General features: G+C 65.8%; 16 protein-coding genes. 7 read left to right on the top strand and 9 right to left on the bottom strand.

The window, feature by feature from the left end:
- Positions 1-23 precede the first annotated feature (23 nt).
- The 6 genes from NV401_RS13855 to NV401_RS13880 form a co-directional block, all read right to left on the bottom strand.
- Positions 24-752 carry a PP2C family protein-serine/threonine phosphatase gene (locus NV401_RS13855; RefSeq protein ID WP_261295032.1) on the bottom strand — a complete coding sequence of 243 codons (729 nt, stop codon included), beginning with the start codon at positions 750-752 and terminating at the stop codon, positions 24-26.
- Complete coding sequence (locus NV401_RS13860; protein WP_261295033.1) at positions 749-1741, bottom strand: type VI secretion system-associated FHA domain protein; 993 nt, start codon at positions 1739-1741, stop codon at positions 749-751. Before NV401_RS13860 ends, NV401_RS13855 begins: the two co-directional genes overlap by 4 nt.
- 16 nt (positions 1742-1757) lie before the next feature.
- Positions 1758-3416, bottom strand: coding sequence for a serine/threonine-protein kinase (locus NV401_RS13865; protein ID WP_261295034.1), 1659 nt, complete (start codon positions 3414-3416; stop codon positions 1758-1760).
- Positions 3413-4147 carry a LysM peptidoglycan-binding domain-containing protein gene (locus tag NV401_RS13870; protein WP_261295035.1) on the bottom strand — a complete coding sequence of 245 codons (735 nt, stop codon included), beginning with the start codon at positions 4145-4147 and terminating at the stop codon, positions 3413-3415. The genes NV401_RS13865 and NV401_RS13870 overlap by 4 nt, the downstream gene beginning before the upstream one ends.
- Positions 4144-5757, bottom strand: a complete 1614-nt coding sequence (locus tag NV401_RS13875; RefSeq protein ID WP_261295036.1) for a putative bifunctional diguanylate cyclase/phosphodiesterase — start codon at positions 5755-5757, stop codon at positions 4144-4146. Before NV401_RS13875 ends, NV401_RS13870 begins: the two co-directional genes overlap by 4 nt.
- A 408-nt stretch (positions 5758-6165) precedes the next feature.
- Positions 6166-7566 carry an amidase gene (locus NV401_RS13880; protein ID WP_261295037.1) on the bottom strand — a complete coding sequence of 467 codons (1401 nt, stop codon included), beginning with the start codon at positions 7564-7566 and terminating at the stop codon, positions 6166-6168.
- A 579-nt stretch (positions 7567-8145) separates the two neighbouring features.
- Between NV401_RS13880 and NV401_RS13885 the strand changes: the two genes are divergently transcribed.
- The 6 genes from NV401_RS13885 (at position 8146) to NV401_RS13910 (ending at position 17551) form a co-directional block, all read left to right on the top strand.
- Positions 8146-10782: a TonB-dependent receptor gene (locus tag NV401_RS13885; RefSeq protein WP_261295038.1), complete on the top strand. Its 2637-nt coding sequence runs from the start codon at positions 8146-8148 to the stop codon at positions 10780-10782.
- Positions 10783-10836: 54 nt separating this feature from the next.
- Positions 10837-12402 carry an alkaline phosphatase D family protein gene (locus NV401_RS13890; RefSeq protein WP_261295039.1) on the top strand — a complete coding sequence of 522 codons (1566 nt, stop codon included), beginning with the start codon at positions 10837-10839 and terminating at the stop codon, positions 12400-12402.
- Between the two features lie 100 nt (positions 12403-12502).
- Entirely contained in the window at positions 12503-13096 is a 594-nt protein-coding gene (locus NV401_RS13895) for an RNA polymerase sigma factor (protein WP_261295040.1), read from the top strand.
- Complete coding sequence (locus NV401_RS13900) at positions 13071-14021, top strand: FecR family protein (protein WP_261295041.1); 951 nt, start codon at positions 13071-13073, stop codon at positions 14019-14021. Before NV401_RS13895 ends, NV401_RS13900 begins: the two co-directional genes overlap by 26 nt.
- Before the next feature lie 2 nt (positions 14022-14023).
- Positions 14024-16864: a TonB-dependent receptor gene (locus NV401_RS13905; RefSeq protein ID WP_261295042.1), complete on the top strand. Its 2841-nt coding sequence runs from the start codon at positions 14024-14026 to the stop codon at positions 16862-16864.
- Between the two features lie 483 nt (positions 16865-17347).
- Positions 17348-17551 carry a hypothetical protein gene (locus NV401_RS13910; RefSeq protein ID WP_261295043.1) on the top strand — a complete coding sequence of 68 codons (204 nt, stop codon included), beginning with the start codon at positions 17348-17350 and terminating at the stop codon, positions 17549-17551.
- Here NV401_RS13910 and NV401_RS13915 read toward each other — a convergent pair.
- The 3 genes from NV401_RS13915 to NV401_RS13925 form a co-directional block, all read right to left on the bottom strand.
- The gene (locus NV401_RS13915; protein ID WP_261295044.1) at positions 17518-18330 is read right to left on the bottom strand and encodes a response regulator; all 813 of its coding nucleotides are present in this window, start codon (positions 18328-18330) and stop codon (positions 17518-17520) included. The two genes, NV401_RS13910 and NV401_RS13915, sit on opposite strands and share 34 nt — an antisense overlap.
- A gap of 305 nt (positions 18331-18635) precedes the next feature.
- Positions 18636-21398: a TonB-dependent receptor gene (locus NV401_RS13920; RefSeq protein ID WP_261295045.1), complete on the bottom strand. Its 2763-nt coding sequence runs from the start codon at positions 21396-21398 to the stop codon at positions 18636-18638.
- A gap of 320 nt (positions 21399-21718) precedes the next feature.
- Positions 21719-22045, bottom strand: coding sequence for a hypothetical protein (locus tag NV401_RS13925; RefSeq protein WP_261295046.1), 327 nt, complete (start codon positions 22043-22045; stop codon positions 21719-21721).
- A gap of 228 nt (positions 22046-22273) precedes the next feature.
- Here NV401_RS13925 and NV401_RS13930 point away from each other — a divergent pair.
- A partial coding sequence (locus NV401_RS13930; RefSeq protein WP_261295047.1) for a hypothetical protein occupies positions 22274-22477 on the top strand: 204 nt, incomplete at its 3' end.

The following is a 22477-nucleotide window of genomic DNA, read 5'->3' on the forward strand; positions in this document are numbered from 1 at the left end:
GGCTAGCGCGGCCGGTCGCACGTTCAATCGATCGCCACGCACACCAGGCTGATATTGTCGCTGCCATCCCGGCGCAGCGCATCCGCCATCAACAGGCCGACCAGCCGATCCAGGTCGACCCGTTGCCGCATCGCGTCCGTTTCCAGCGAGCGCGACAGGCCATCGGAACACAGCAACAGGCGGTCCCCGCGCTCCAGGTCGATCGTCACCGTGGCGATATCGACATGCTCGGCGATGCCGAGCGCGCGGGTGACGACGTTCGCACGGGGATGGTTGGCCGCTGCGGCGACGGTCAGCAGCCCGGCATCGATCAGATCCTGCACGAAACTGTGATCACGCGAGATCTGCCGGACGGTGCGATCGCGGATGAGATAGGCGCGGCTGTCGCCGACCCAGGCGATCGTGGCGGTCCGATCGGTGATCTGGGCGGCGACGACGGTCGATCCGGCGTCGGTCGATCGCGACCGATTGTCGCGCACGATGGCAGCATTGGCCGTGTGAATGGCGGCCAGCATCGCGGCCTGGTCGATCGGCGCATCGCCATCGACCTGGGCGCGCAGCGCGTCGATCACCGCCTGGGCGGCCAGGTCGCCGCCGCTATGCCCGCCCATGCCGTCGGCGACCGCCCACAGCCCGCGCGCAGGACAGTCGAACACGCGATCCTCGTTGATCGGGCGCACCAGCCCGACATGCGTCCGCGACGCCGATTGTACGGCCAGCGGCTCCGGCTTGAACACGCGCCACGGCCTCACTTCGATGCAACCTCGGCAGCGTCATACGCCGCGACGAACGCCCGTTCGAGCATGCCACCATTGGCCGCTTCCAGCTGCTCGCTCAGATCGGCATGGCGCCGCGCGACCTCTTCGACCTGGCATGCGGCACGGCTCTTGAGCAGCGAGCTCTTGTCGGCCGCAGCGGCATCGAGCGCCTTGGGCTCGAACGCATTGATCGCTGCGCGCAGCGAGCCGTGCAACCCGGCGAAGGTCGCGATCAGGTGCCGCTTGATGTCGCGGAACGAGGCCTGCAGCGCGGCCGGGCCGGACAGGAAATTGCCCGATCCGGCAAGCAGCAGATCGACCGCCAGGCGCTGCGTCGGCGCCCATTTGAACGGGTTGTTGCCGGCGCCGCCGATCGTCGTGCGCGACAATTTATATTGCCCGCGCGCGCGATCACGCTCGGTCATCAGATCGCCGATGCCGAGCACCATCTGGCGATAGACCGCGCCGGCGCGGCGCATGATCTCGGCCGGATCCTCGCTCGACAGCAACGAGGCATCGAGCCCGGCCCCGTCGCAGAACGCCTCGAGCAACGATCCCCCGCCGCGCGCCGGCGGCGAGCCGCCATCGCTCCAATCATCCGGCACCGCGACCGAATGGCCGAGCGGCGGCGTCAGCACCAGGGTGCGCGCGGAATCGATCGTGTCCTCGGCATGCGGCGCCCGGCTGGCCTTGAGTCGGAAGCGGCCGAAGCGGATCGTCGAGGGGATGCGCACGGCGATATCGGTCGCTTCGGGAAAGCGCTCGCCGGTCGCGTCGTCATAGACGCCGTTCGCGCCAAGCGCGCGCAGCCGCAACCCGTCCGACGTGACCGCCAGTTCGCAGTGCGCGCGCGACAATTCGCAATCGGGATCGGCGATCGACCAATCCGCCGCACTGTCGCGCCCGATGCGCATCAGGCCGTCGCGCATCAGCCGCGCGTCGATCGGCTGGAGTTCGTTGGCGGCGTCGAACAATTGCAGCATGTACATGGGGTCTACCTCAGGCGGCAAGCTTGGTCGGGCCGGCGATGCGGGTCGCGAGCATGGCCGCCTCCCCCTCGTCCTCGCCCGTCAGGCGCGGCTCGATCGCCGCAGCGGTACGGTTGAACGCGTCGAATGCCGCGCCGAATTCGTCGCCGCGGCGGTGCGAGATGCGCAACGCGAAATCCGCCTTGGCGGATTCATCGAGCGCGCGGCGCAAGCGGGCCAGCGGCCGCGCGACCATCGCACCGCTGAGATAGCCGATCATCAGCACCGCCAGCATCACCACGATCGAGAGCAGGATCAGCGACATGCGCGCGCCCGCGATCGCGGCGTCGAGCCCATCGCGCTTGACCACCAGATCGACGGTACCGAAGCGCGCGCCGGCATAGGTGATCGGATGGACGAACCGGATGCCGGCACCTTGGCCGCCATCGGCTGCGGCGCTGACGATCGAGGCGCCGCCGCCCTGCATCACGGCTTCACCGCCCGTCCGGCGATAGCGCTGCCCGATCAGGCTGGCGTCGCCGGCGGCGCGGACCACACCGCGCGTGTCGGCGACGATCAGGTCGCGGATCGCCGGATCGCGCGTTGCGGTCAGCGCGAACGCCTGCAACGCCGACCAATCCTGCTGATCGGCGGGCAACCCGGCATTGTCGGCCGCCAGCACGGCGGCATTGTTGGTGACGAAGGCGGCGATCGATCCGCCCGAGGTGATCGCCATATGCTCCAGCGTCCGCGTCTCGCGCGACAGCGTGGTGGTGGTGCAGGCGATCAGCGCCGTCGCGGTGACGAGCGCGAGCGCGAGGGGCAATTTGATGCGCAGCGAAAGACCGCGGCGCGCGCCGGGCGCCTCGTCATCCGCCGCCAGCTCGCGCGCCAGGGCACGCTCCAGCGCCTCGCCGTCGGCAAAGCGCTGTTCGGGCTTCTTGGCGAGCAGCTTGTCGATCACGAAGCGCAGGCCGGGCGGGCAATCGGCGGTCGTGCGATCGATCGGCTCGACCTTTTCCTGCGCGATCTGAATCGCCAGGGTCGCCAGCGCGGTGCCGGGAAAGGCGACCTTCCCGGTGACCATCTCGTACAGCACCACGCCGAGCGAAAACAGATCGGAGCGCTGATCGACCGGCAGGCCGAGCGCCTGTTCCGGGCTCATATAGCGCGGCGTCCCGATCATCTGTCCGGCCTGGGTCCGGGTGACCTGGTCGGTATCGCCGATTCGTGCGACGCCGAAATCGAGCAGTTTGGCGGTCTGCCCGTCGGTCGACAGCAGAATGTTCGACGGCTTGATGTCGCGGTGCACGACACCGGCGCGATGCGCATAGGCCAGCGCGCTGGCGAGTTGCCGGCCGATCGCCAGCACGCGTTCATAGGGCATGCGGCCCTGCTGCAGCAGCGCGACATCCAGCGGCTGGCCGTCGACCAGCTCCATCGCGATATAGGCAACGCCGTCCGTCTCGCCGACATCGTAGATCGTCGCGATATTGGCATGGCTCAGCGCGCCGGCCGCGCGCGCTTCGCGCAGGAAGCGCGCGCCGATCTCGGGATCGCGCGCGTAATCGGGCTTGAGCACCTTGATCGCCACCGCACGATCGATCTCGGGATCATGCGCGCGGTAGACTTCCGCCATCGCGCCTTCGCCGAGGCACGAATCGATCCGATAGCGGCCCAGCATCGTCATTGGCGTGCTTTCACGGTGGCAGCAATCCGCTGCGCGCGTGCCAGATCGCGGGCGATCAGCGCATTGCCGGGATCGAGCGCGGCGGCGCGGCGCAACAGGCCCACGGCGCGTTGCACATTACCCTGGTTGAGCGCGGCGAGCCCGGCGGTCCGCGCCGCGCGTGCAGCAACGGGGTTGGCGACCGGCTTGGCCGGCGCCGGCGCGGCCGGCCTGGCCGCCGCCGGTTTGGGCTTGGCCGGCGCGGGCGTCGCGCGGACCGGATCGGGCCGGCGCACCGGTTCGGGGCGTGGCGCTTCGCCGGGGATGCGCAGCACCTGGCCAGGCGTCAGCACCACCGGCGCCTTCAGCCCGTTATAGCGACCGAGCTGATACGCCTTCAGTCGGTTGCCCAGGAACCGCTGGGCCAGCCCGACGATCGTATCGCCGGGCCGGGTGACATAGGGATAGCTGTCCGGCCCGAGCAGTTCCTTGGGATCGCGATCGAGCGAATCGTTCAGCAGCCGGGCGGACGGGTTCATCGGGTCGCGCTTCAGCAACGCCTTGAGCCGCTTGCGCGCGGCGCCCTCCTGGCCCTGATCGAGCAGGGTCGCGATCGCCTCGGCCTCGCCCGCGCTGCTTGCCGCCGGCGGTGGCGCCACGGCCTTCAGATGCGGGGTCCCGCCCGAACAGGCCGCCAGCGACAGTGCGCCCGCCGCGACAACCGCCAATTTTACGCTTTTACGCCCACTCATGCACTCAGCCTCTCGATACTCTCTGGCCGCTCGTCTCCGAGCGACAACAACATGGACAGCCCCGGCGCATCGCGCGCGAACGCCGCAAAGCGATCCGCGTCGAGCGGGCGGCTGAAATAATAGCCCTGGAAATGGTGGCAGCCGTGCGCGCGCAGCCAGGCATATTCGGCGTGCCGCTCGACGCCTTCGGCGAGCACGCGGATGCCGAGCCCGTGCGCCAGCGCGATGATGCTCTGGCAGATCGCCTGGCTGTCGACGCGCGTATCCACCGCGGTAACGAATTCGCGGTCGATCTTGATCTTGTCGAAGCGCAGGGTGCGCAGCGAGCTGAAGCCCGAATAGCCAGTGCCGAAATCGTCGACCGCCAGCTTGACGCCCATCGCGCGCAACTGCTCGAAGATGCGGCGGCAATGCGCCGCGTCGCTGGTCGCCACGCTCTCGGTCAGCTCGATTTCGAGGCAGTTCGCGCCAAGCTCATGGCGCTCCAACGTGCGTTCGATGAGGATCGGCAGGTCGTCCCCGTCGAGCTGCAACCCCGACACGTTCACCGCCATGCGCATGTCGACGAACCCGCGATCTTGCCACTCCCCGGCCTCGCGCACCGCCGCGTTCAGCACCCACATCCCAATCTCCCCCGCCAACCCGATCGCCTCCAGGACCGGCACGAACCGCGCAGGGGAAACCGCACCGCGCGTGGGGTGGTGCCAGCGCAGCAGAGCCTCGGCCCCGCACACGCGCCGTGCCTGGGCATCGATCAGCGGCTGGAATTCGAGCAGCAATTCGCGCCGCGCGATCGCCTGGCGCAGATCCTGTTCGAGATCATACCGATCGCGCGCGCGCTCGGCCGGATCGACCGTCACCTCGGCTGCGGCCACCATGCCCCCCGCCAAGGCGAAAGACGCCAGTGTCCGCGATAGGAACGCCGCCGCGGTCAGATCGTCGTGCTGGTCAAACGCGGCGATCCGATATTGTACCTGCGGTTCGATCTCGCGGCCCTCGATCAGGATCGCATCGCTCAGCGCATAGGATACGGCGTCGAGCTCGGCCTGAGCGGTCGCCGCATCCGCCTCCTGCCCGAACCAGATGCACAATTGGCCCCGGTCGACCTGTGCCAAGAAGCGGTTGTTAGGCACCATCCTGCGCAACCGTGCCGCCAGGATCGCGAACACGCGCTCGCCCAACGCCGGATCGAACGCGGTCAGGCGGTCGAAATCGGGGAAGGCGATCGCCCCCAGCAGCCCGCCGCCATCAACAGCGATCCTCGCCAGCAACGGCTCGCGCATCGGCAGGCCACTGAGCGGATGCGTTGCCGCCAGGCGGTGATCGACCCGCGCGAGACGATGCTGCAGATCGACGACCGCAACATTGTCCGCAGCACGATCCGTCACGGGCATTGCAGACGATTGTGCGGCGAGCCGCCGCTCCGCCCGGTCGACCGTCCGCTGAAGCCGCCAGTTCCATACCGCCAGAAAGGCGACGAGCACCACGCACAGACCGCCGGATACTGCCGGGCGCACGCCTAGCGTCGATATCGCGGCAATGGCGATAATCCCCCAGGGCGCCATCAGGGCGAGCTTGGGAGCCGTACCGGGGAAGAAACCGTGTCGCACCAGGCCGGTCTACGAACCAAACAATACGAGTCGGTTAAGCTCAGACAAGATTCGCGCAAAATCCGTAATTTGCGATCGGCACGATACACGATGTTCACGCCGCCGCCGCAGCGCTGCCCCTGCGCTAGCGTCCCCTCAGGCCCAGGCGCGTGGTGGCGGACGGCAGGCCCTTGCTCATCGGATGGCCGGCAAGTCGACGCTTTGCTCGCGGGCGCAATTCGCTCGTTCCTGTCGTCTGCACGCAAACATTGCCATCAGTGTTTCGTAAATGGCTGGACGAAACCCAGCCTGTCTCGCCAGTCCTTCGGGTATCCACTCACCGTATCGAGCCGATTTGCGAAAACCGACCTCGCCCGTTGGGGCATCAGCCATTTGCAACCTGGACCGCCGCAAACCACGCAGGGTCGATCAGGCAAGCGTCACCGGGCGCCGCATAGCCCAAGGCCTGGCTGCCTCGAGTTCGTATGCCAGCCCGAGCAGCAGTGCCTCGTCTCCGACTGCCGCGCCGAACTGGGCGCCGATCGGCAAGCCGGATGCCGACCACGTCCCGGGCACGCTCATGGCGGGGGCGCCGACGACGTTGTACGGCGTGGTGTACCCGACATAGCGGGTCAGCCGCTCAGCCATCGTGTCGACCGGCAGGTCCGGCGCGAGCCACCCGATGGTCGGGGGCGGCAGTGACAGGACCGGCGACAGGATGACGTCGAACTCGGCGAGCCAGGCGTCGTAGACCGGTCGAAGCGACCCGAGATACGCCATCGCCTGTTCGACCGCTCCTTCGGGTGCGCCCGCGACGATCGCCGCCATGGCCAGACTGAACGGCTCGACCTCGTCGAGCCCGGGTGGGCGGCCGAGGCGAGCGCCCGCCTCGGCGAGCAGATTCGCCGCGCCTTTCGACCAGACGAGCAGGAACGCATCGGCCATCCCGACCAGAGGCGCCGGCCACGCCGTCGGTGCTACTCGGTGCCCCAATTGTTCGAGCAGGGCCGCCGTATCCTGTATGGCGACCGCCACCTCGGGATCGGGCGACTGGCCCGACAGACTGTCGAGCACCAGACCGACCCGAAGCCGTCGCGACGAGGGTGCTCTGATCAGCCCGACCGGCGGCAGCCCGCTATCCTTTGCTTCGACCGCCGCAAGAAGAGCGGCACTGTCGCGCACGCTGCGAGAGACACACAATTGTACGCTCAGCGGCATCGGGAAATGGCCTGGATCGGTCGCCAGGGTGCGGTTTCTGGACGTCTTCAGCCCGAACAGCCCGCAGCACGATGCCGGGATACGGATCGATCCCCCGCCGTCGCTCGCGTGCGCGAACGGCACGACGTGTGCCGCGGTGGCCGCTGCCGCGCCGCCCGACGACCCGCCCGCCGAGCGCGTCGGATCCCAGGGATTGCGGGTCGGACCGAACGCCAGCGGCTCGGTGGTGGGAAGAAACCCGTGTTCGGGCGTCGCGCTCTTACCGATCGGGTTGAGTCCGGTCGCCAGCATGCCGTCGATCAGCGGCGCGTGGCGCTGTGCAGCGGAAAAGCCTCCCGTCGATCGCGTGCCGAGCCGGGTGGGAAGCCCGGTGAGATCGTCGAGATCCTTGATCAGAAAAGGCACGCCGGCGAACGGCCCGTCACCGAGTGGTGCACGTGCCCTGTCGCGGGCGCGGTCGTAATCATCGGTGACCAGGAAATTGAGCTTGGGATTGAGCGATTCGGAACGTGCGATCGCAGCATCGACCACTTCCAGCGCCGACACCGCCCCCGATCGGAGTGCCGCGGCAGTTTCCGTGGCATCCCAACCCGCGAAATCCGATTCACTCATGCCGGCCTCCCCCCGCTTATCGTTGCACCATTAGTGCCGATGAATAATGGCGTCGGCAATGCGGCATTCCCACCCACCCCCGTCGGACTGCTTGAAAACAGTCGGACAGGCTGGCGGGTTGACCATCGGACCGCGACATGCCGCTTTCGGTCCTGAAATCACCGCACGGTAAAAGGCACAAACCCGTCTCTGTTCATCTTGGGACGCTTGGTATTGCCCAACGGTTGGCAGCGACAGCAATCGGTCAGACACGGTTTATCACCGTTAAGGCATGACCCGCCGCACAATGGCGCCCGCGAGCCAAAACGACTTGGTCGTGGTCGTACAGCAAGGGGCTATGGATTGACCGGCCCCGGGCGGGCCACGGGGTCGATCGGCTGGAGGACGACCTCATACGGCAGCGGTGCCGCGATGGGGTCGCTTGCTCCGTTTCGACCCTGCCCGAAAGCGGACGCCATTTAAACTGACGCAATTAGGTCATTAAACTGTAACGTGCTGGTTTTTAGTGTTTATTTGCCGATATTCTGACGGAACTGTCATTCCACCGCATCCTCCATGGCAATAGCTTTGGAGATCAGCATGCGTTCGACCTGCCGCAGAATTGCCCTTTGTACGACGGTATCGCTTGGCGTCCTGACGCTTGCCCCAGCCGCGTTTGGCCAGGCTGCCCCGGCGGACGATCAGGCCGACATCGGCGCGGATATCGTCGTCACCGGCACCGCGTTCCAAAACCAGAAGGCGATCCAGACTCGCCGCGACTCCCCGGTCATCGTCGACTCGCTGGTGCAGGACGATACCGGCGATCTTGCCGATCAATATCTCTCCGAAGCGCTGGCCCGCGTGCCCGGCGTGTCGACGATGCAGGTGCTCTATGGCGAGCAGGAGAGCCAGTATGTCGCGATCCGCGGCATTACGCCCGATCTCAACTATGTCTCGCTCGACGGCATCGGCATGATCTCCGTCGCCAACCAGGGTGCGGGGCAACGCCGCGTCGATCTTGCGCTAATCCCGAGCCAGGCGTCGAGCCGCACCGACGTGTTCAAGACCTTTACCGCCGATCAGGAGGCCGGCGCGATCGGCGGCGTGATCAATATCGTGCCGTACAGCGCGTTCGACCGCCGGCGCGACCGCTTCCTGATCGAGGCGAACGTGAGCTACACCGACTATATCGATATCCCGGGCGGCAATTCGCTCGGCAAGTACAAGGACACGCATTGGGGCGGCGGCGGCCGCGCGCTGCTGACCAAGCGGTTCGGCGGCAACGAGCAGTTCGGCATCGTGCTGACCGGCACGTACAACCAGCGCACCTATGACGAGACCAAGCGCAATCCCAACGGCCGCACCTATTACAGCACCACCGGCACCGCGACGACGCCGGCCAGCGCCAACTATAACGGCTTCGATCCCGCGCCGACCGCGATGGTCTCCTACGACTTCACCAATTTCGTAAAGACCTATGGCGGCACCGCGACGTTCGAATTCAAGCCGAGCAACAACTGGTACGCCTCGATCCTGGCCTATGACTATCGCCAGACCGAGGATCAGACCGATCCGATCTTCACGCTGCGCGCGTTCGACCAGTTGAAGAACCAGACCGCGCATGGCGGCACGTTGCGCGTGCCGGACGTGCGCACCGCGCTCAACTACGATCGCTTCGAGACCGAGAGCCGCGGCGTGCTGTTCAAGACGCGCTATACCGACGATCGCGGCACCGAGATCGCCTTGCGCGCCGGCTATAACGAGAACAGCTTCCTCGATGCCGAGCAGGCCGCGGTCTACCAGTCCAAGCCGACCAACCAGTTCATCACCTATGATAGTTCCAACCGGTCGATCGGCTTCACGCTGACCGACCCGGCCGGCTTGCGCAATGCGGCAAACTATTCGCTGCTCACCGCCGGCGACACGCAGTATCGAGCCCTGGGCAAGGCCTGGGAAGGCCGGCTGGACGTCTCGAACAATGCCGACGGCAACGATCGCGGGTTCGGTATCAAGGGCGGGGTCGGCCTGCGCAATTTCGACATGCAACGCGACGTGACCGCGATCAATTACGTGGTCGGCACCAACACGCTCACGCCGGTCGCCTATGATCCCAACTTCACGCCCTACCTATTCGGCTACAACGTGCTGTGGATCGACTATCCCAAATTCGCGGAAACGGTGAAACCAACGCTGGGCGTCAATGCGAAGAGCTCGGCGACGGGATCGGCCGAGCAGGATTACGATTACCAAGAGACGATCGGCTATGCCTATCTGAGCGGCGTCTGGGCGAGCGATCACACCCGCGTCATCGCCGGCCTGCGGTACGATCTGGCCGATTACACCGCGCGTACGCCGGTGCAGATCGGATCGGTCTATCAGGGCAGTTCTGCCCAGACGGGCGGTAGCTATCGCAACCTGCTGCCCTCGCTCAACCTCGTGCAGGACGTGACCGACCAGCTGCGCCTCAAGGCCAGCTACAGCCGCACGATCGGCCGCCCCGCCCCCGAGGATCTCGCGCGTCCGACGACGCGCAACGATTCGACCTTCACGATCAACCGCGGCAATCCCGATCTCACCCCGCGCCGCGCCGACAATTTCGACCTCGCCGGTGAGTTCTACTTCAATGGCGGGCAGGGGCTGATGAGCGTCGGCGGCTTCATCAAGAACATCAAGGACGACATTTACGACCTTAAGGAGGAGCAGGTCATCGACGGCTTCACCTATACCGTCACCACGCCGATGAACGCGAGCGCGTCCAAGCTCAAGGGTATCGAGTTCCAGCTGATCGACAATGCGATCGGATTCATGCCGGGCTTCCTCAAGGACCGGATCGGCTTTGCGTTCAACGTCACGCGCACCTGGGGCGAAACCGATTATCTTGTCGGCGGGGTGCCGATCCACAAGAATTCGCTGCTTTACCAGCGCGAATGGATCGGCAACGCCGCCTTGTTCTACACCATGCCCCGGGGCGGCGAGGTGCGCGTCGCCTATGCCTATGGCGATGGCTATCTCGACGGGATCGGCGCCGATCCGACGCTCGACCGCGGCCCCGAAGCCCGCGGTCAGCTCGACGCTTCGGCCCGTTTCACGATCGCGCGGGACTGGATCGTCAAGTTGCAGGCCAAGAACCTCCTCGGCGAGGATATCTATCTCGGATACGGCGAAAACCTGCGCTACCGCCGCGCCGAGATGAACAAGGGCACGCAGTTCTTCGTGAACCTGATCTTCAAGCCCTGACGCCTCCCGGGCGGCCCCGCCCCTGCCCCTGTTCCCGCTCGCTAAGGACCGGCCATGAATCTCGATCGTCGTGCATTGCTCAAGGCGACCGGCCAGCTCGCCATCTTCGCCGGCCTGTCGTCGCAGGCCGGGTGGGCGGCGCCGCTCGCCAGCTATCCCTTCACGCTCGGCATCGCATCGGGCGATCCGGCGCCGGACGGGTTCGTGCTGTGGACCCGGCTGGCGCCGCGCCCGCTGGAGCCGGGCAGCGGCATGCCGATGAAGGTCGTGGCGGTGCAGTGGCAGGTGGCGGAGGATTCCGCCTTCACGCGCATCGTTCGGTCGGGGGAAGCCGCAGCGCGGCCCGAACTCGGGCACTCGGTCCATATCGAAGTCGCCGGGCTGCAGCCGTCGCGCCCCTATTGGTACCGCTTCGTCGCCGGCGCCGACATGAGCCCGGCGGGCACGGTCCGTACCGCCCCTGCCCCCGGCGCACCGGTCGACCGCGTGCGCATCGGCCTGGCCGGCTGCCAGAACTATGCGGCAGGCTATTTTACCGCCTATCGCCACCTCGCCGAGGAGAGCGATCTCGACGCGATCTTCCATTATGGCGACTATATCTATGAAGGCGGCGCCGACAGCGGCTGTCCCAAGATCAACGGCAAGCCGGCCTGCGTGCGGCTGCACGACGGCGACGAACTCTATTCGCTCGACGCCTATCGCCGGCGCTACGCGCTGTACAAGCTCGACTCCGACCTGCAGGCCGCGCACCGCGCCGCCGCCTTCCTGTCGACCTATGACGATCACGAGGTCGACAATAATTGGGCCGGTGCGTGGGATCAGGACGGCACCCCGCCGGAGATCTTCCTGCTGCGCCGCTATGCCGCGATGCAGGCCTGGTACGAGAACATGCCGGTGCGACGCGCGCAACTGCCCGCCGCTGGCCAGATCCAGATGTTCCGCCGGATCGACTATGGTGATCTCCTCCGCGTCCACCTGCTCGACACGCGCCAGTACCGCACCGACCAGCCGTGCGAACCGCAAGAGAAGACCGCCTGCCGCCCCGCCACCAATCGCAGTTCGGTGCAAATCATCGGCACCGCGCAGGAAAAATGGCTCGGCCAGGGCATGAGCCCCGCGTTCCGCTGGAACCTGCTGGCCCAGCAGGTGATGGTCATGCCGTTCACCTATCCCGGCACGCGGGCCGCCGGCACCGCCAACCTGGATTCGTGGAACGGCTATCCCGAAGCCCGCGCTCGGCTGATCGCCAGCATTCAGGCGCGGCGCTTGTCCAATGTCGTGATCGCCACGGGCGACGTGCACAAGCACCATGCCGGCGTACTGCCATCACGGCCCGACGATCTGAGCAGTGCACCGGTAGCGACCGAATTTGTCGGCAGCTCGATCAGCTCGGGCGGCGATGGCAGCGATATGCCGACCGGCTGGGACCGAGCGCTGGCCGACAACCCGCATACCAAATTGGTCAGCGATCGCCGCGGCTACCAGCTGTTCGACATCGGCCGCAAGGAATGGCGCACCGACGTGATCGCCGTCGATCGTGTCTCGACGCATGACGGCGCGCGCCGCACGATCGCCAGCTTCGTCACGGTGCCCGAGCGGCCGGGGCTGGAGCTTGGCTGAGCCTGCGCCGTGTCACGCAAATGACGGCATTGAGTCATCAAGCCGTCACGGCGGATCGGCTAGGGCCGCGTGCATGCACAGTCATGCGCCGGGGGGTGGCTTGGAACAGGGCCGCGACGATATCGTCGATTGGGTGGCGCGCGAGGTGCTGCCGCACGAAAAGCGCGTCCGCGCCTGGTTGACGCGTGCATTGCGCGATCCCGCCGATGTCGACGACGTCGTACAGGAGGCCTATTGCAAGCTCGCCGGGCTGAGCGCGGTCGACCATATCGATCATGGCGGCGCCTATTTCTTTGCCACTGCACGATCGATCGTGCTGCAGCGCGTGCGTCGCGAGAAGACCGTGCTGATCGATGTCGCGCGCGACGCGGACATGATGGACCTGATCGAAACCGAGGATCCCTCGCCCGAACGTGTCGTCGGCGCGCGGCGCGAGCTGCATCATGTGCTGCGGATGATCGGCGACCTTCCCGCCGCCTATCGTCACGTCATCGAACTGCGCCGCCTGCACGGTCATTCGCAAAAGGAGACTGCGTCGATCCTCGGCATCACCGAAAATATGGTGGAAAATCATTCGACCCGTGGCCTACGCATGATCCTGCAGGCGCTGGCGGGCAAGAAACCGCTTGCCGACGCCGACGATATTTCTTCCCCTGGTGCGGAAATCGATGCCCGACACAGCGCACGACATTGATGAGGCCGCGGCGGCGTGGGCGGTGCGCCGCGACGCCGCGCCGCTCGGTGCAGCCCAGCAGGCTGCACTCGACGCTTGGCTGGCCAGCGATCCACGCTGTCGCGGTGCCTATCTGCGCGCGCAGGCCGGCTTGCGCTATATCGATCAGGCGCGTGTCGCGCAGGACATCGCACAGCCCCTCGTCGACCAGCCAGCGCCCCGCCCCCGCCGATCGTGGAAACGCTACGCCGCCGGACTCGCTGGCGTGACCGCGATCGCCGCCGCCGCCTTGTTCTACATGATGACCCCGCTCGAATTCGCTACCGGTGTCGGCGAGCTGCGCCGTGTGGCGTTGGTCGATGGATCGACCGCGACACTCAACACCGACAGCGATCTCCGCGTCGCCTTCGCAGACACCGAGCGCCGCATCACGCTCGACCGCGGCGAGGCCTGGTTCCAGGTCGCCAAGGACAAGCACCGCCCGTTCGTCGTCCATGCCGGCGATGTCCGTGTCCGCGCCACCGGCACTGCCTTCGCTGTGCATCGTCTGGCCGACGGTGCCGATGTGGTGGTGAGCGAAGGCTCCGTGCTGGCCTGGATCGAGGGCAACAATCGCCCGCCCGCGGCGATCCCGGCCGGTCGCCGCGTCGCATTGCATGCCACCGATCCTGCGCCGGCGCGGATCGAATTGGTCAAGCCCGCGGCGGCGCTTGCCTGGCGCGACGGCGCGATCAGTCTTGAGGGGCAGACGATCGCCGCGGCGGCAAGCGAGTTCAATCGCTATAATAGGCTGCAGATCGAGATCGCCGATCCGGCGCTCGGCCGGCAGCGCGTGGTCGGCTATTTCCAGCTCTCGCGCCCGGATCAATTCGCCCGAGCCGCTGCTCAGATGAGCGGCGCGCAAGTGCGAACGCGGCCTGACCGGATCGTCCTCACCAAAAGGTGATCATGGCTGCCGCGCGCGCCTTCGCCGTCGCGGCGCCGTTGCTGCTGGCGCTGCCTTCCGCAGCGGCAGCGCAATCGCGCCGCTTCGACGTGCCGGCGCAGCCCGCGGCCAGCGCACTGCCGATCTTCGCGCGGCAGGCTGGACTCCAGATCCTCGCTCCCGCCAGCGCGCTGGACGGCATCCGTACGCAGCGCCTGCGCGGTACCTATCCGCTCGATCGCGCGCTGACCCTGCTGATCGCCGACACGCCGCTCAGGGTGCGGTCGCGCAGCGCGGATTTCATCCTGCTCGAGCGGATCCCGCCGCCTGCCCCGCCGCCCGCGCCGCCGCCGGTGGACGAGCCGGAGATCGTCGTCACCGCCTCGATCTTCCGCAATCAGGATGCGATCACCGCGCGCCGTCGCGCCGCGACCACCGTCGATACGCTGACGCAGGACGATACCGGCGATCTCGCCGAACAGTCGATCGCCGATGCGCTGGCACGCGTGCCCGGCGTCAGCACGATGCAGGTGCTCTATGCCGAGCAGGAAAGCGAATATGTCACCGTGCGCGGCATCACGCCGGATCTGAACTTCGTCTCGGTCGACGGGATCGGGATGATCTCGCTCGCCAATGCTGGCGCTGGCGAACGGCGGATCGATCTCGCCCTGATCCCCAAGCAATCCGCGCGCACCACCGAAGTGCACAAGAGCTTCACCGCCGATATGGACGCCGGGGCGATCGGCGGGCTGATCAATCTCGTGCCGCACAGCGCGTTCGATCCCGGCAATCGGCCGTTCTTCATCGACACGTCGGTCAATTATCACCCCAACAACGCGGTGCCGGCCGGTCGCAGCCGGGGCCGCTATCGCGATGTGACGGTCGGCGGCGGCGCCAATGCACTCTGGGCAACGCGCTTCGGCGCGAACCACGATTTCGGCGTCGTGCTGGCGGCCAATTTCCAACAGCGCAGCTACGACGATACCAAGCGCAATCCCAACGGCCGCAATTACTATAAGGCGGCAGGAGCGCGGACTAGGCCGGACAGCCCGGACTGGAACGGCTATCAGCCCAGCCCCACCGCGCTGGTCAGCTACGATTTCACCAGCTTCGTGCGCACCTATGGCGGATCCGCGTTGCTCGAATACAAGCCGTCGGAGCGAACCTATGCCTCGCTGATGCTCTACGGCTACCGACAGGAAGAAGACCAGAACGAGAATAGCTTCACGCTGCGCGCGTTCGATACGCCGCGCGATCTGACGCCGACCAGCGGCACGCTCAACGTACCCGATGCGCGTACCGCTTATGCCTGGGAGGCGTATCGCAACACCAGCCTCGGCGCGATCGCCAAGGCGGTAACCGCGCTCGACGAGCGGACGGAGCTCACGCTGCGCGCCGGCTATGTCCAGACCGGTTTCGACGAGACGGTCGACACCGCCGTCTACCAATATCTATCGCATTCGGACATTCGCTATGACGCATCGCGCCGGTCGCTCCGTTTCACGCTCGCCGACCCCGTACCGTTCGTCGATCCGGCCAATTACCGCCTGTTTGCTGCCTCGGATGCGACCTATCACGCGATCGGCCGCAGCGCCGAGGCGCGCGCCGATCTCGCGTATAATGCCGCGCCCGAGGATCGCGGCCTGGGCTTCAAGACCGGCGCTGGCGTGCGCCGCATGCACCTCAGCCGTAATGTCGGCCAGGCCAGCTACGTCCCCGATCAGTCCCAGCTAACCCCGGTCGCCTACAATCCGCACTACGTCCCCTGGATGTTCGACTATCCCGTGCTGTGGATCGACTATCCCGCGTTTCGCGACACGGTGCGCCCCGGCCTAGCGATCGACCCCGCCGCCAGCGCAGCCAGCTCGGCGGCGCAGGACTATCGCTACACCGAGACGATCGCGCACGCTTACGCGCTGGCCAGCTATGCCAGCGATCACCTCGCCTTGCTCGCCGGCCTGCGCCTCGACGATACGCGCTTCACCGCGGCCGCCCCGAGCACCGGCGCCGGCAGCACCGGCGCGCTGCAGCGTTATGCCGGCGGCTATCGCTACCTGCTTCCCTCGGCCAATCTCGCTTGGACGCTCGTCGATCCGCTGCGTCTGAAGGCATCGTACAGCCGCACGCTCGGCCGCCCCGCGCCGGAGAATATCGCCCAGGTCGCGGCGCGCGATCCGGTCATGCTGACGTTAAGGCTCGGCAACCCCGATCTGAAGCCACGCCGCGCCGACAATCTCGATCTGGGCCTGGAATATTATTTCGGTTCGAACGATGGCCTGCTGACCATCGGCGCGTTCGCCAAGACCATCCGCGACGACATCTACGAGGTGGCGCGCGAGGCGCAGATCGACGGCGCGGCCTATACCGTTTTCCAGCCAATGAATGCGCAACGCTCGCGGCTGCGCGGCATCGAGCTCAACCTGATCCAAAACCAGCTGCCGCTGCTCGGCGGGCGGCTCGGTGCGTCGGTCAATGCGATGCGCACCTGGGGAGCAATGGACTATCTTGTCGGCGGCCAGGTCCGCCACCTCGATCGCCTGCTGTTCCAGCGCGACTGGATCGCCAACGCCGCCTTATTCTACGCCCTGCCGCGCGGCGGCGAGCTCCGCCTCGGCTATAATTACCGCTCGTCTTATTATGACGGGATCGGCGAAAACCCCTGGCAAGACCGCGGGCCGGAAGCGTCGGACAGTGTGGATGTCACCTTGCGATATCGTGTGGCAAAGCGCTGGATCGTCAAGCTGCAGGCCCTAAACCTCGCGGGCCGGGGCCTCCGCCTCGGTTACGGCGAAGACCTTGCGTATCGGCGCGCCGAGCTGACGCCCAACCGCTCGTTCTTTTTCAACCTCGTCTACAAGCCGTGACCGCAACGGTGCCGCGAGCCGACCGCGACGATCGCTTGCCCCCGAACAGCGCTTGGAGATACCGGACGTAAGGCCTCCGCGTGCCGCCGCCAATCATTTCAGCGTGATCACGCATGCCGGCCGAACGACATTGGAGGATCGGGCCAACCGATAGCTAGTCAGCAATTTCAGTCGGATGGCGCGCGCGCAATCACGGACTGTGCGAGGCGAAGGCGAGCTTTCCATATCTTCACCGAAGGATGCCCGGAAGCCAGACCGGCGAGACGTCCTTCAATCTGTGCAACGTCATGTTTAGCCGCTTCCAGCTCGACTTGCGTCGGCGGGGGCTGGATGTTTGCTCGCGCATGTGCGCCGGTACGTCCCTTGCTTTTGGCCATGGCCCCTGATGCTCCCTGATGCTCGCTCCGGTCAACGGGCCACGGTAACGTGGAGGCCCGCCGGGGCCGCATGACGGGCCACAGGCCCCGACAAGCCGCGAACCATATGGCCCAGAGCTATGGCCGCACCATTTTGGGGAAATGCGTCGCCGAGACCGGGCTGAGGCGGCGCGGACCGGCGGCCTTGACTACGATTCCCGCGGCGGCGTTCGAACCGACCGCGTCGGGCACGATCGACACGGTCGGCCGCGGCAACGCGGCCACCGATCGCCTCGATCAGCTACAAATTATCTCCGGCAAGAACGAATAGCCATTGCCGCGCACCGTTCGGATGATCTCGACGCGGTCGAACGACAGCAGTTTGCGACGCAGCCGGCTGATCGCGACGTCGATCGTGCGGCCGCGCAAACTGCCTTCGCCCTTGCCGACATGCGCCATCATCTCGTCGCGCGAATGAACCTTCTTGGGATTGCTGAGAAAGGCGTCGAGCAACAGGAAATCGCCCTCGGTCAGCCGCACCGACGTGCCGTCCGGCGCGTGCAGCGCGCGCATCCGGCAATTGAACGTCCAGCCGGCAAAGGCATAGATTTCGACTTGAGTGCGCGGCGTGTCGACCTTGCCGCCGACCGGCTCGGCCGAGGCCGCGCCATGATTGCGCCGGCGCATCACGGAGCGGATCCGCGCGAGGATTTCGCGCGGGCTGCTCGGCTTGATGACGTAATCGTCGGCGCCGAGTTCAAGCGCGACGACGCTGTCGATCTCGCTGGCCAGCGCCGAGAAGATGATGACGCCAGGCGCGTCCTTGCCTTGTGGCAGCGCACGCAGCACCGAAAGGCCACCTTCACCCGGCATCATCATGTCGAGCACGATGAGGTCGTAGGACCGCTGGGCGAGCCGGGCGCGCAACGCCGCGCCGCTATCCACTGCCTCGGCCCGTAAGCCATGTCCGACGAGAAAATCGGTCAGCAGTTCGCGCAAGCCGGGATCGTCGTCGACGATGATGATCCGCGCGCTGTCGGTCGCCAGATAATCGCCGTCATACGAAACGGCGGCGGCAGGACCGATGAGGCCGGAGTGATTGTTGATCATGGCGACCGGTTTGCAACAAGGATCTTTCCGCCACATTTCCACGGGTAACGATCATGTCACCGCGACCGCGACGGGCCGCGTGCGGGAACGCAACACCGGCGACAGCGCGGTGCTGGCAGCGCGCCTGATCCCGCCCAGCGGCGCAGTCGGGCGACAAGCGGTCGTCGGTGCCGCTGTGCGCAGCGCGCCTGTCCCCAAGGGGGCCGGTAGCGCCCGGCGCGAACGGCCGGCTGCCCGCCCTCGCGAGCGAGGGCGGGCAGCCGGTGTCGATCGTCGGGGCGGCACCAGGCCGCCCCGGTCTTGGATCAGAACTTGACGCTGGTGCTTACGAAGAATGCCCGGCCGTACGGGTCGTAGGTCGACGGGTAGGTGTTGGCCTGCTCCTGGTTGTCGCCAAGGATCGGGGGCTGCTTGTCGAACAGATTGTTGACGCCGACCGACCAGGTGAAGCCCGGCTTGACGGTGAACGCGGTCGTCAGATCGAAATAGTTATACGCTTTGATATGATTGACCGAATAGCCGCCCGTATCGTCCTCCACCGACGACAGATAACGATAGAGTAACGATACCGTCATCGGCCCGGTCGAATAGGTCGTCCGCGCCGACAGCCGCCATTTTGAATACGGGTTGCCGCAGCTGACGCCGAACTTCCCGGCGCAGCTTACCGTCAGATCGGAGATCGTCGCGATCGGCTTCATGTCGAAGTCTATCAGACGCGTGCCGCTGAAGCGCAGATCGAGCCGGCTGGTATCCGTACCGAAAGCACCGAAACCAAGGTCGGTGGCATAGCGCGCCTCGAAATCGACACCGCGCGTTTTGACACCACCCGTATTGCTCAGCGCGTTGGTGGCATCGGTAATGGCATAGCTGTTGGCATCGCGCGGCAGCGCCGCGCAATAGCTGGTGTCGTAGGGCGTATAACCGTTGCCTGCGTCGCCATAGCAAGCGGTGAGCAGGTTCGACGTGCCGATCGACGAGATGTAGTTGGCGATTTTGATCTTGTAATAATCCACCGTCAGCGAAAATCCGCGCAGGAAGCTCGGCTGGAGCACGATGCCCGCCGTATACGTATCCGATGTCTCCTCGCGCAGATTGGGATTTCCGCCGACCACCGTCTGGATCTGCGTGCTGCCACCGTCATAATCGGTGTTGATCAGCGCCGCCGGCACGCCAGAAGCAAGGCAACTGGCATTGAGGTTCGCGTTGGTCAACGCGACCGCAGTGGTGCAGGGATCGGTCGCCGTGGGAAAATCCTGTCCCGAGCCGCTATACAGATCGTTCACCGTCGGCGCCCGCACCGCGCGCGAATATTGCCCGCGCAGGGAGATATCGCGGATCGGCGCCCACACCGCCCCGCCCGAATAGGTGTTCACCGATTTTGCCGCGGTCGAATAATAGGAATAGCGATAGGCGCCGTTCAGTTCGAGCCGGTGCGCGAATGGCTTGTCTGCCAGCAACGGCACGGCGACCTCGGTATAGGCCTCCTTTACGTCGTAGCCGCCGCTCAGCCCTTCACCGCCGTTGAAGCCGACCACGTCGCCCGAGGACAAGGCATAGTCCGGATTGTAGCTGCCGAATTCCTTGCGATATTCGGTGCCGAACACGATTCCCACCGGCCCCGCGCCGAGATCGAACAGGTCCCTGTTCGAGATCGAGGCGCTGGCAACCTGCTCGGTGATCGAGCTGGTGTTCTGCACCGGGATGGTGATGAACGATGCCGCCGCCTCGCTGATATTGCCCGCGCCGAAGATATTGAGCGGGACGCAGCCACTGCTCGTATCGGAGCAGACCAGATTGCCGTTCGCATCATAGGTGGTGCGCAACGCCTGCAGCACGCGGCTGCGCGAAACGTTGCCGGTCTGCGTTTCGACCGCCCGTGTTTTCGAATAGCTGTAATAGGCGTCGTAGTTCCAGCCGCCGCCGAGATCGCCCCTGGCACCCAGCACCGCGCGATAAGCGGTGTTGTCCGTGCTCGACACGCGATCGCCGACTTCGGTCAGGCGGCGATAGATCGTCGAGGTGACATAGCCGTCGCCATCCGGGTCGAGCCCCTGCAGCAAAGCCTGCGAACTGGCGGACAGGAAGGACGAATCCGCATCGAGCGACACGGCGCCGGTGAACGGGGTAGGCGCCAGCTTGTTGTCCACCCGATTGTTGATCAACTGCCCCTCGGCATAGACGTTGAACGCCGGGCTGACCTCGTAATGCGTCTGCGCACTCATCATGAAGCGCTTCTGCGGCACCTGCAGATAGTTGGACGGCGCATAATTGTACGCGTCGGTTGCCGAATTATACGCGCTGTAGCTGCCGTCGGTCTCGAACTTGCGCCCGACGCCCCCGATCGCGAAGCGCGTGCCTTCGATCGACCCGGAACCGCCGGCGATGAGGTTGCCTTCGCCGTCATCGACCAGCGCCTGGCGCGAATAATCGCGCGCGGACTGCAGGATGCCATCGCGCTTGGTATAATCCAGATACAGCGTTGCATTGCCGCGGCCGTCGGCGAAATTGCCGCCGATCAGAACATTGCCGTTGAACGTGCCGCCGTCGCCGGCCTCGTTGATGCGGTAATTGGCGTTCGCCTCGACGCCGCTGAAATCCTTCTTCATCACGAAGTTGACGACGCCCGCCACGGCGTCCGAGCCGTAGACAGCCGAACGACCGCCGGACACGATATCGACTCGCTCGATCAGCCCGGCGGGGATCGTGTTAAGATCGACGATCTGGTTCGAATCGTACGAGACATAGCGACGGCCATCGACCAGTACGAGCGTGCGATTGGCGCCAAGCCCGCGCAAATCAGCGGTGGCGACACCGCCGCCCGGATTGTTCGAGGCGCCCGTGCTGCTCGGCACGAGCTGCGGCAGATCCTTGAGGATGTTCTCGACATTGACCTGGCCGGACAAGGCGATCTCCTTGGCGGTGACCACAGCGATCGGCGATGCCTGCTGCAGCTGCAACCCACCGAGGCGCGAGCCGGTGACAACGATCGTCTCGTCTTCGCCCGGTACCGCGGCAAGCGGCGCGGCCGGATCGGTCTGCGCCCAAACAGGCGAGGAAATGCCAATCAATAGAGTAGATGCCAAAAGGCGGCTACGTAAAACAAGACGCATTGTCGGTTGCTCCCTGAAGCAATTAATATTGTAGATGCTGGAACTACGCGTCGCTGGATCAACGCCGTGAGGACGATCTGCATTTGGCGGGAGCAATCTTGCAATCTTTAAATGGTCATCATCCTGTCATGAGAATTTGCTGTTGCTTTGAACACACGGTTTTATACCGTATGATACGCGTATATGACCGATACTGTCATTGAATTCAGGCGCGATACATTTGCCGCCGACCAAGCGGAGCACCACTGACAGGCCTTGCGGCACGATCGCGTGGCGCGTCATTGGAACGTCGCCCCACCGGCCAGCGCCTTGCTCGGGCTCAGTCCCTGCTGCTCGAGGAACTGGTTCAGCCCGGCGACCAGATCCTGCGCAGCACCGTTGGTCAGTGCGATCCGCCCGACCACCACGCGATCGATCGACGGCGGTTGGCGGGCATGATCGGAGCGCGCGCTCTCCAGCGTGAGCACGATCACCCCATTGAGATTGGTCAGGCCGGCACAGCCGGTGGCGAACACTTCGGGCGCGAACGGATTGTCGATCAGGACGGCCGGCGCGGACACCGTGATCGGCTCGGACGCCGGAACTCCTTTGATGGCGAAACGCATGAGATACTTCCTTGGCTAGCGATGACCGGGCCAGGTGCCCGCCCCCGCCTGCTGCGCCGCGGCCGTGTCCGATGCATTTCCCCGAGCGCAGCATCACGACACAGAACGCTGCCGCGCGCCGCTGCCGCCGCGCCTTGTTTATCGCCTGCTACGAGACGGACATATCGGCACATTCCTGGGAAACATCGCGCCCCCAAACACCGCGGCTCATCCCCGGAGACGCAGGTAATGAAGTTCGAATTTGGCGCCGGTTCCGTGGCCTTGATCATGGCCGGAACGGTGCCCGCGGCGGCCGCCCCCGCCCCGGTACAAGCGTCTCACACGGACGACGCCGCCCCCATCCCCACCGCAACCCTCCGCCAGATCAAGACGCTGCGCGTCGAGGGCTCGCAGCGGATCGAGCCGGACACGGTATTGTCCTACACCAAGCTG

Source organism: Sphingomonas hylomeconis, from assembly GCF_025370105.1.
GTDB lineage: Bacteria > Pseudomonadota > Alphaproteobacteria > Sphingomonadales > Sphingomonadaceae > Sphingomonas > Sphingomonas hylomeconis.